Source organism: Streptomyces sp. NPDC051913, assembly GCF_044593635.1.
Lineage (GTDB): Bacteria > Actinomycetota > Actinomycetes > Streptomycetales > Streptomycetaceae > Streptomyces.
This window is the reverse complement of the sequence record NZ_JBIUCI010000030.1, coordinates 58,196-68,614: the sequence shown is the minus strand read 5'-3', so window position 1 is coordinate 68,614 and position 10,419 is coordinate 58,196. Positions and strand designations below refer to the sequence as shown.

7 protein-coding genes and 1 pseudogene are annotated in these 10,419 nt (G+C 70.8%); 1 reads left to right on the top strand and 7 read right to left on the bottom strand.

Translation table 11 applies throughout. From position 1 onward, the window contains the following. Positions 1–146: 146 nt before the first annotated feature. Positions 147–743: a hypothetical protein gene (locus ACIHIX_RS45770; RefSeq protein ID WP_059198037.1), complete on the bottom strand. Its 597-nt coding sequence runs from the start codon at positions 741–743 to the stop codon at positions 147–149. 261 nt (positions 744–1,004) lie between these two features. Continuing rightward, positions 1,005–1,169 (bottom strand): annotated as a pseudogene (locus tag ACIHIX_RS45765) (proline--tRNA ligase); the annotation flags it as partial. Between the two features lie 268 nt (positions 1,170–1,437). On the opposite strand from ACIHIX_RS45765, the gene ACIHIX_RS45760 reads away from it, so the two are divergent. Then, on the top strand, positions 1,438–2,295 hold the full coding sequence (locus ACIHIX_RS45760; RefSeq protein ID WP_399966597.1) for an SAM-dependent methyltransferase: 858 nt from the start codon (positions 1,438–1,440) through the stop codon (positions 2,293–2,295). A 111-nt stretch (positions 2,296–2,406) separates the two neighbouring features. On the opposite strand, the gene ftsH is transcribed toward ACIHIX_RS45760, so the two are convergent. The 5 genes from ftsH to ACIHIX_RS45735 all read right to left on the bottom strand — a co-directional run bounded on the left by ftsH (position 2,407) and on the right by ACIHIX_RS45735 (position 10,220). Then, positions 2,407–4,344, bottom strand: a complete 1,938-nt coding sequence (gene ftsH, locus ACIHIX_RS45755) for an ATP-dependent zinc metalloprotease FtsH (protein WP_399966596.1) — start codon at positions 4,342–4,344, stop codon at positions 2,407–2,409. Positions 4,345–4,447: 103 nt separating this feature from the next. Further along, positions 4,448–6,001 carry a signal recognition particle protein gene (ffh, locus tag ACIHIX_RS45750; RefSeq protein WP_399966595.1) on the bottom strand — a complete coding sequence of 518 codons (1,554 nt, stop codon included), beginning with the start codon at positions 5,999–6,001 and terminating at the stop codon, positions 4,448–4,450. An 81-nt stretch (positions 6,002–6,082) separates the two neighbouring features. After that, the gene (locus tag ACIHIX_RS45745; RefSeq protein WP_399966594.1) at positions 6,083–8,530 is read right to left on the bottom strand and encodes a [protein-PII] uridylyltransferase; all 2,448 of its coding nucleotides are present in this window, start codon (positions 8,528–8,530) and stop codon (positions 6,083–6,085) included. A gap of 23 nt (positions 8,531–8,553) precedes the next feature. Then, positions 8,554–8,892, bottom strand: coding sequence for a P-II family nitrogen regulator (locus ACIHIX_RS45740; RefSeq protein ID WP_003997576.1), 339 nt, complete (start codon positions 8,890–8,892; stop codon positions 8,554–8,556). Continuing rightward, a complete protein-coding gene (locus ACIHIX_RS45735; protein ID WP_399966593.1) occupies positions 8,889–10,220 on the bottom strand; it encodes an ammonium transporter in 1,332 nt (443 codons plus the stop codon). The genes ACIHIX_RS45740 and ACIHIX_RS45735 overlap by 4 nt, the downstream gene beginning before the upstream one ends. Positions 10,221–10,419 lie beyond the last annotated feature (199 nt).

The following is a 10,419-nucleotide window of genomic DNA, read 5'->3' as shown; positions in this document are numbered from 1 at the left end:
GTGGTTTTTGGGCGGCGGCGGGGGGGCCGCGCGCGGCCTGGGGGGTGGGGGCCCCCCCGCGCGGCCCCGCGGGGGGGGGGGGGCCCCCCCCCCCCCCCCCCACGACACTGGTCCCGGCACCCACGAGACGCCGACACCGCGCGTGGCTACGCCGCGCCGACGACCTCCGGGATGCGGAACGGCTTCCCGCAGCCGCCGCACACGATCGGCGCCTGCGCCAGCACCGACGGGACGACCCGTACGTTGCGGCCGCAGTCGCAGACCGCCTTCACCCGCACCCCGCCCCCGGAGGAGCCGTGCCGGGCGGCGGGGCCTCGGAAGGTGCGGGAGGTGTCGGCGGAGGTGGCTGCCGTGTGCGCCTTCAGTGCGCGCTGGAGGCGATCGATCGTCGGCCGGTAGCGGCGCTTCGCCTCGGGGTTGAGGGTGACCAGCGAGAAGCCGCTGCTCGGATGCGGTTCCTCGGGGTGGTCCAGGCCCAGCTCCTCGGCGATCGCGAGGAATCTGCGGTTGTGGTAGCGGCCGGCGCGGGAGGTGTCACGGACGCCGCGGGCTGCGGCGATCCCATGGACTGCCTCATGGAGCAGTCGCTCGAAGGAGAGTTCGTGTCCGCACGCGGACGACGACTCCCCGATCAGGGACTCTGGCGCGGCGAGGTCGGGCAGCTCGGGGTGGTACCGCTGAATGTCGGCCCACGCCTGTGCCAGCTCGGCGGCGAGAACAGGTGGTGTCTGTGTCGTGCTCACGTAATGACAACGAGCGTGAGGGCCCGTGTGTTCCTATTCCGGGCCATCCCAAATAATTTGCACGTACCCGTCAGTTGCCGCTGATGCGTCCTGACGAGGGCGGGTGCGCTGATCTGCGGAGAAGCCTCACAGCTCATACCAAGGCGGTACGTAGCCCGATATACGCACCACCGTGTAGACGGTGTCCGCGCGTCGGGACGAGTGAGGTCCGCGGATGCGCAAGGGGCGTTTCGGTCGCTCTCCCACCGGAAGGGCGCCACCTCAGTAAGCGCGCGCGACCACCGCGACGTTACCCGGCGCCGAGTCCTCGTCCGGCACCGACCCGTCCTCGACGGCCAGACACCGTACGGTCACCACGGGCTCGGCCGGCCTGGCCTCGCCTTCTTCACCGAGCCCGGCCCACGGCAGACGCGCCCAGCCGCGCGCGAGCCGCGGCGGGACCCGCAGGCCGTCGCGGCCGTCCATCTCGACCCGCGTCCGCTCCCCCAGGATCGTACGGGCCCAGGTTGCCGGCATGTGAAATCTCGCCACTCGCGCGGTCATCCCACAAGCGAGGCCCTACGACCCCTGGACGCCGGGACGGACCCGGAGTTTGCTGGCATACGGAAAGACATACGGGGGAAAGTGCGAGCGCACGTCACGGGGGCTACGGAAACGGGCACAGGGGCAACTCTCGGCGGATTGGGGCGCTTTGATGACACCTACGCTCGTGCGGCAGCACCTGACTCACACGGGAGAGGCATCCCCCGTGGACCCAGGGGCACGCGCGCGTGACTGGTCCGAAATACAGGAGCGGATGCTGGTCCCGCTCTACGAGGCCGTCTACGAGCGACTCGATGTGGGCAACGGCACCCGGCTCCTCGGCCTCGGCTGCGGCAGCGGGCTCGCCCTGCTGATGGCCGCGTCCAGAGGGGCCGCGGTCACCGGCGTCGACACCTCCTGCCCCGAACGCCTCGCCCTGGCCCGGGAGCGGCTGCTTCCCGAGGCGTCGGGCACACGCGCGCGTGCGGACACGCGGCTGGTCGACGGCTCACCACGGGACGCGGCCGACGCGGAGACGCCCGCGTACACCCTGGTGACCGCTTTCGAGCCCATCGGGTGTCTCGCGGGCGACTCGGAGGGGCTCGGCGACCTGTTGCGGGCGGCGACACCGCTCGCCGAGCGCGGGGCGCCCGTGGTGCTCGCCGGCTGGGGTCCGCCGGAGCGGTGCGCCACGTCGTCCGTGCTGCGGGTGGCCACGAAGCTGGCGGATCCGCTGCGCAGCGCGGGCAGTTGGCGCCCCGCCCTGCGCGACGACCTGGAGGAGGTCGCCCAGCGGGCGGGACTGAAGCCGGACGGCTCCGGACGGGTCGCGTGCCCCTTCGGGTACGCCGGCCTGGGCAGCGCCGTCAGGGGTCTGCTGTCGACCGGCCTCTTCGACGCCGCGATCTCCGCGACGGACCAGGCGCAGGTCGACAAGGAGCTGGCGGAGGCGCTCCATCCGCACCTGCGACGGGACGGCACGGTGTGGATGCCGAACGTGTTCCGCTATCTCATCGCGCGCGTGCCCTGAACATGGCCTGATCCAGGCGCTGCGGCCCGCTTCGTTGCACAGGGTCCGTTTCCCCTGTGCACAGGAGCAGTTGTGAAGTCGGCGACGGGACGTCTGGACGTTCCCGCGGGTCTAGGACTCGTCCTTCGTCAGCCGGGTGATCCCCGCGATCCGGTACGCGTCCGCCTCCTCCAGGGTCTCGTTCTCCAGCAGCGCCTGGGCGAGGTCGTCCAACTGGCCCCGGTGGTCGCGGAGTTTGCGGCAGGCCTCGTCGTAGCACTCGTCGACGATCCGCCGCATCTCGCCGTCGATCACGTCGAGGGTCTGCGGGGCGGCCGCCAGCCCGTAGGCCTGCTGGGCGTCGTTGGGGAGGGCGGAGAGCCGGCCCACCCGTTCGCTCATGCCCCACCGGGCGACCATGCCGCGCGCGATGTTGGTGACCTGTTCGAGGTCGTTCTCCGCGCCGGTCGTGATCACGCCGTAGACGACCTGTTCCGCGGCCATGCCGCCCAGCGCGCCGATGATGCGGCCGCGCAGGTACTCCTCGGTGTACGCGTACTTGTCGGCGTCCGGCGTCGACAGCGTCACCCCGAGCGCCCTTCCGCGCGGCACGATGGTGATCTTGCGGACGGGGTCGGCGCCCGGCTGGAGCATGCCGAGGAGGGCGTGACCGCTCTCGTGGTAAGCGGTGCGACGGCGTTCCTCCTCGGGCATCACCAGCGGGCGTTCGGCGCCCAGTTGGACCTTCTCCAGCGCCTCCGAGAGGTCGCTCTGCGTCACCCTCTCCTGCTTGCGCTTGACCGCGAGCAGGGCCGCCTCGTTGGCGAGGTTGGCCAGTTCCGCGCCGGTCATGCCGGGGGTGGTCCGGGCGACCTGGGCGAGGTCCACGCTGTCGGCCATCGGGATGTCACGGGTGTGGATCTCCAGGATCGCCTCACGTCCGCCCCGGTCCGGGGGCGAGACCATGACCACCCGGTCGAAACGGCCGGGGCGGGTCAGGGCCGGGTCCAGGACGTCGGCGCGGTTGGTCGCCGCGATGACGATGACGCCCTCCGAGCCGGAGAAGCCGTCCATCTCGGTGAGGATCTGGTTGAGGGTCTGTTCGCGCTCGTCGTGGCCGCCCATGCCGGAGCCGCCGCCGCGCGCCCGGCCGATGGTGTCGATCTCGTCGATGAAGATGATCGACGGGGCCACCTTGCGGGCCTCGGCGAACAGTTCACGCACGCGTGAGGCGCCGACACCGACGATCATCTCGATGAACTCGGAGGCCGAGGCGGAGAAGAACGGCACCCCCGCCTCACCGGCCACCGCTCGCGCGAGCAGCGTCTTGCCGGTGCCGGGAGGGCCCGCGAGGAGCACACCGCGTGGCATCTTGGCGCCCATCCTCCGGTAGGCGTCCGGGTTCTTCAGGAAGTCGACGACATCGTTGAGCTCGCCCTCGACCTCGTCGATGCCCGCCACGTCCGCGAAGGTCGTACGCTGCTTGCCCGGCTCCAGCTCGACCGGCTTGGGCGGGGCCTTGCGACCGAGCATCCCGCCCGCTCCGCCCATCGCCCCGCGCATCCGCCGCGCGATGAAGATCCACAGCACGATCAGCAGCAGCATCGGAGCCAGCGAGATCAGCAGGTTGGACAGGAAGCTGCGGTGCTGGACGACCGGCTCGGCCGTGACCGTGACGTTGTGCTTGGTCAGGTCCTCCCAGAGCTGGTCGTCCGCGAAGGTCGGCCGCTCGGTGTTGAACTTGGTGTACTTCCCGTCGCCCTCCGGGTTGTCCTGCTCCTTCTTGAGCTGGCCCTGGATCGCGTCGCCCTTGGCGTAGATCTTGCTGACGTTGCCGGCGTCCACCTGCTTGCTGAACTCGGTGTACGAGATCGTCGGCTCGTCACCCTCGTTGAAGAAGGACAGCACGAGGTTGGCGATCAGGTACACGACCAGTGCGGTGACGATCAGGCTCCACCAGCCACCCCACGGCCTGCGCCCACCGGGGGACGGCTTCTGCGGCTCCTCCGGGGTGCCCTCGGTACGCCAGAGCTGGTCCGGCGACTTGCGGGGCGGCGTGGGGTTGCTCATATCCGGACGTTACGACAGGAAAGCCACGCCAGCATGCGCGGTGACGGCGCCGGGGGCGCCCCCTGGAAAGGGAGCGCCCCCGGCGTCGTACAAGAAGAAACCCTCAGCCCATGAACTTCTTGAACTCGTCCGGCAGCTCGAAGTCCTGCGGAGCCTGCTGGCCCGGCACGCCGAAGGCGTTGCCGCCCTGAGCGGCGGCGGCGCGACGCGCGGCCTCCTCCTGCTCCTGCTGCTTGCGCTTCATCGGGTTGCCGGAGCGCTGCTTGCCCTTGGCCTGCTTCGGCTGCTTCTTCGTGCGGCCGGGGCCGCCACCCATGCCCGGCATCCCCGGCATGCCCGGCATCCCGCCGCCCTGGGCCATGCGGGACATCATCTTGCGGGCCTCGAAGAACCGCTCGACCAGGCCCTTGACCGCGCTGACCTCGACGCCGGAACCCTTGGCGATACGGGCGCGACGCGAGCCGTTGATGATCGTCGGCTCCTGGCGCTCGGCCGGGGTCATCGACTTGATGATCGCGGCCGTGCGGTCGACGTCCCGCTCGTCGAGGTTGTTGATCTGGTCCTTGATCTGCCCCATGCCGGGCAGCATCCCGAGCAGCTTGCTGATGCTGCCCATCTTCCTGACCTGCTCCATCTGGGCCAGGAAGTCGTCCAGGGTGAAGTCCTGGCCCTTCTTGGACGCCAGCTTGGAGGCCATCTTCTCGGCCTCTTCCTGGCTGAACGTCTTCTCCGCCTGCTCGATCAGGGTGAGCAGGTCACCCATGTCGAGGATGCGGGAGGCCATCCGGTCAGGGTGGAAGGCGTCGAAGTCGTCGAGCTTCTCGCCGTTCGACGCGAACATGATCGGCTTGCCGGTGATCTGCCGGATCGACAGGGCGGCACCACCGCGGGCGTCACCGTCGAGCTTGGAGAGCACCACGCCGTCGAAGCCGACGCCGTCGCGGAAGGCCTCAGCGGTGTTGACCGCGTCCTGACCGATCATCGCGTCGACGACGAAGAGGATCTCGTCGGGAGAGACCGCGTCACGGATGTCCGCGGCCTGCTGCATCATCTCCTGGTCGATACCCAGGCGGCCCGCGGTGTCGACGATGACGATGTCGTGGACCTTGGACTTCGCGTACTCGATGGAGTCCTTGGCGACCTTGACCGGGTCACCGACGCCGTTGCCCGGCTCCGGCGCGTAGACGGCGACGCCGGCGCGGTCGGCCACCACACTGAGCTGGTTCACGGCGTTCGGGCGCTGGAGGTCGGCGGCGACCAGCAGCGGGGAGTGGCCCTGACCCTTGAGCCAGTGGCCGAGCTTGCCCGCGAGAGTCGTCTTACCGGCACCCTGGAGACCGGCCAGCATGATGACGGTGGGCGGCTGCTTGGCGAAGCGCAGGCGCCGGGTCTCACCGCCGAGGATCGTGACGAGCTCGTCGTTGACGATCTTCAGGACCTGCTGGGCGGGGTTCAGCGCCTTGGAGACATCGGCGCCCATCGCGCGTTCCTTGACGTTCTTGATGAACGTCCGGACGACAGGGAGGGCCACGTCGGCTTCGAGGAGCGCGATACGGATCTCGCGCGCGGTGGCGTCGATGTCCGCCTCGCTCAGACGCCCCTTGCCGCGCAGATTCTTGAAGGTCGCTGAGAGGCGGTCGGAGAGAGTATCGAACACGGCGGCGTCGGTCCTCGGAGTCGGGGGCAGTATGAGCGTCTTCCAGGGTATCCCGGCCCGGCGGCTCGCCGGGATCCCCCGTCAGCCCCGCAAGGTCTCCTCCAGCTTCCGCGTCACCGAAGCCGCCTCGTCACCGGGCAGCGGGGCGCCCTCGGGACCGGTGACATAGAACGCGTCCACCGCGTTCGCCCCCAGCGTCGACACATGCGCACTCCGCATCCGCACCCCCGCGTCCTCCAGCGCCCGCCCGATCCGGAACAGCAGCCCCGGGGCGTCCTGGGCGCGGACCTCGATCACCGTGGCCAGGCGGGAGGCGGCCGGGGCGACCGTCACACGCGGCGGCGGGGCGACCACGCCTCGGCGGCGCGGGTAAGCCGCGTCCCGCTCCGCCAGCCGGCCCGCGATGTCGAGCGAACCGTCCAGCGCCCGCACCAGATCCGCCCTCAGCCGCGCGGCCTGCGGAAGCGACCCGTACTCCGCCGCCACCCGCCAGTTCAGGAGCAGCACCGAGCCCTCGACACCGTGCGGCAGGTCCAGGGCACGCAGCTCGGCGGTCCGGACGGTCAGGCGGTGCATGGCCAGCACGCCCGCCACCGCCGGGAGGACACCCGGCTGGTCCGGTACGGCGATCAGCAGCTCCACGCCCAGCGGCTCGGGGTCCCCGGAGGGTTCCTCCCCCGTCGGCGGTTCCGTCTGGGCCCGCAGCGACAGCACCGGGCTGCCGGTCGCGACCGCCTCGATCGCCAGCCGTTCCTGCTCCGCCGTGGGCGCCGCGGCCTCGGGCTCGTCCAGGTCGTCGCCGGCGAGCACGGCCGCGACCCGCTTCACCAGGTCGGCGACGAGCGAACCCCGCCAGGACGACCAGGCCGCGGGGCCGGTGGCCAGCGCGTCCGCCTCGGTCAGGGCGTGCAGCAGCTCCAGCGTGGACTGCGTGCCGACCGCCTCCGCGACCGACCTGACCGTCTCCGGGTCCTCCAGGTCACGCCGGGTGGCGGTGTCGACGAGGAGCAGGTGGTGCCGTACGAGAGTGGCCAGTACGGCGACGTCCTCGCGGTCGAAGCCGATGCGCGCGGCGACGTCCTTCGCGATGATCTCGCCGGCCACCGAGTGGTCGCCGGGCCAGCCCTTGCCGATGTCGTGCAGCAGCGCGGCGACCAGCAACAGGTCCGGCCTGTGCACGCGCCGCGTGAACTCCGAGGCGCGGACCGCCGTCTCGATCAGGTGCCGGTCGACGGTCCAGATGTGCACGGCGTTGCGCTGCGGGCGGCAACGCACCCGCTCCCAGTCGGGAAGCAGCCGGGTGATCAGCCCCTCCGCCTCCAGCGCCTCCCAGACCTCGATGGTCGGGGCGCCGGAGCCGAGCAGGGTCACGAGCTGCTCGCGGGCCTCGGCGGGCCAGGGCGTGGGCAGGGGGCGGGCGTGGGCGGCCATGCGCCGTACGGCGTGCAGCGAGAGCGGCAGTCCGGCCTGCGCGGCGGCGGCCGCGGCGCGCAGCGGCAGGACGGAGTCGCGTTCGGGGCGCGCGGCGCGGGCGAGGACCACCTCGCCGTCCATCTCGACGACGCCCTCGGCCAGCGGCGACCGCTCCGCGACCGGCTTCCCGCCGCCGAGCATGGCGCGCAGCCGGGGTCGCACGGACCGCGACCTGAGCACGCGCCCCACCTCGCGCCAGGTGACGTCACTGGCGTACGACACGACGCGTGCCGCCTCGTAGACCTGCCGCAGGAGCGTGTCCGCGTCGAGCAGGCCGAGCTCGGCGGCGACCTGGTCCTGTTCCTGGAGGGCGAGCCGGTCGGTGGCGCGCCCGGTGGTGAGGTGCAGGGCGTCACGGACGTCGAGGAGCCGGCGCCGGGCGTCGTCGAGGCCCTCGCGCGGGGCGTCGGCCAGCCAGGAGGCGGCGACGGCGCGCAGGGCTGTGGCGTCACGGAGGCCACCGCGGGCTTCCTTCAGGTCCGGCTCAAGGAGGTACTGGAGCTCGCCCTGGCGTTCGGCGCGTTCGGCGCAGAGTTCCTGGAGTTCGGGGAGGCGTTTGGGTGCCTGGTTGCGCCAGTCGGCGAGGACCGCGGTGCGCAGTCCGGCGGTCAGGCCGAGGTCGCCGGCGAGGTGCCGGGCGTCGAGGAGGCCGAGCTGGACCTTCAGGTCCTCGCCGGCGGTCTTGCGGGCCTCCGCCGGGGTCCGCACCGAGTGGTCGAGGGCGAGGCCCAGGTCCCAGACGGGGTACCAGATGCGGTCGGCCAGGGCGGCGACCGCGCCGGGGTCGCTGCCGTCGTGCAGCAGGAGGAGGTCCAGGTCGCTGCGTGGAGAGAGTTCGCCGCGGCCGTAGCCGCCGACGGCGACCAGGGAGGCACCGCGCAGTGCTTCGGAGCCCGCGGTGAACAGTCCCGTCAGCCAGTCGTCCGTCAGTTCGGCCAGGGCCGAACGGCGCGGCGGCCCGGACTGCGCCCCCTCGTTGAGGAGACGCAGCCGGGCCGCCGCATAGCCGCTGGGTCCGGAGTCCTCTGCTTCTTTTCGCACGTCCGTACTCGACACCCAGCAGCTCCTGTTCGTTTCGCTCAGAGCGCGTCGGGACCGCGCTCGCCGGTCCGGACCCGTACGGCCGTCTCGACCGGCAGGGACCAGACCTTGCCGTCACCGATCTTGCCGGTGCGGGCGGCCTTCACGATGACGTCGATCAGCTGCTCGGCGTCGTCGTCCTCGGCGAGGACCTCGATGCGGATCTTCGGGACCAGGTCGACGGTGTACTCGGCACCGCGGTAGACCTCGGTGTGGCCGCGCTGACGACCGTAACCGCTCGCCTCGGTGACCGTCAGGCCGTGCACCCCGAAGGCCTGGAGGGCTTCCTTGATCTCGTCGAGCCGGTGGGGCTTGACGACTGCGGTGATGAGCTTCATGCGTCCACCTTCTTGCTCGCGGCGGCGGCCGGGGCGGCGACCGTGGCCTTGGCGGAACCGCCGCCGGCGCCGCTGAAGTCGTATGCGGTCTCGGCGTGCTCGGCCTGGTCGATGCCGGAGATCTCCTCGTCCTCACTGACCCGCATACCGATGGTCTTGTCGAGGAGGAAGGCGAGCACCGCGGAGGCGATCAGGGAGTAGGCGAGGACGGCGAAGACACCCGCGCACTGCTTCCAGAACTGGTCGAGGCCACCGCCGTAGAAGAGGCCCTCGACGTCGGACTGGCCCTTGCCGCTGGCGAAGAAGCCGATCAGCAGGGAGCCGACGACACCGCCGACCATGTGGACGCCGACGACGTCGAGCGAGTCGTCGTAGCCGAACTTGTACTTCAGGCCGACCGCCATGGCGCACAGGACACCGGCGATGACGCCGACCGCGATCGCGCCGATCGGGGTGACCGCGCCACCGGACGGGGTGATGGCGACGAGGCCGGCGACCGCGCCGGAGGCGGCACCGAGGGTGGTGAACGCGCCGTGGCGGATCTTCTCGTAGCCGAGCCAGGCCAGCATGGCGGCGGCGGTGGCGATCTGCGTGTTGACGAACATCAGGGAGCCGACGCCGTCGTCGTTGCCGAGCCACGAGCCGGCGTTGAAGCCGAACCAGCCGAACCACAGCAGACCGGCACCGAGCATGACCAGCGGGAGGCTGTGCGGGCGCATCGGGTCCTTCTTGAAGCCGACGCGCTTGCCGATGACCAGGATGACGCCGAGCGCGGCGGCACCCGCGTTGATGTGGACCGCCGTACCACCGGCGAAGTCGATCACTCCGAGCTCGAAGGCCCAGCCGCCGGTGCCCCAGACCCAGTGGGCGACCGGGAAGTACACGATCGTGGCCCACAGGAAGACGAAGAGCGCCCACGCGGAGAACTTCACGCGGTCGGCGATGGCGCCGCTTATCAGGGCCGGCGTGATGATCGCGAACATCATCTGGAAGACGGCGAAGGCGAAGACGGGAATCGTGTAGCCGGACCAGATGTCCGCCTTGTCGATACCGGTCCAGCCGACGAAGTCGGACTCCCAGCCGATGAGCGAGCCGTGGTCCGTCCCGAACGCCATGGAGAAGCCGTACAACACCCACAGGATGGTGACGATCCCCATGCTGATGAAGCTCATCATCAGCATGTTGAGGGTGCTCTTGACGCGGACCATGCCTCCGTAGAAGAAGGCGAGGCCCGGGGTCATGATCAGCACCAGGGCGGAACAGATGAGCATGAAACCTGTGTTGGCCACCGACAGCTTGTCTGCGGCGAGCGTGATGGCTGGTGCCATCGGCGTCTCCTCGTCGTTGGTACGGCCCCGTGCGGGCGAAGCCTGAGCGGATTGAGGGGTGGGCCGGTTATGCGCCATGAGATTGGCGCAGCGCGGTTTCGGTGGAAGCCCCTCGTTGTTTCGCCGCCGTGACGAAGGCGCCTTACGTGTTACGCGTCGATGAACTGGCGGATATGGGCCGCGTCGATCGTTATCGTGG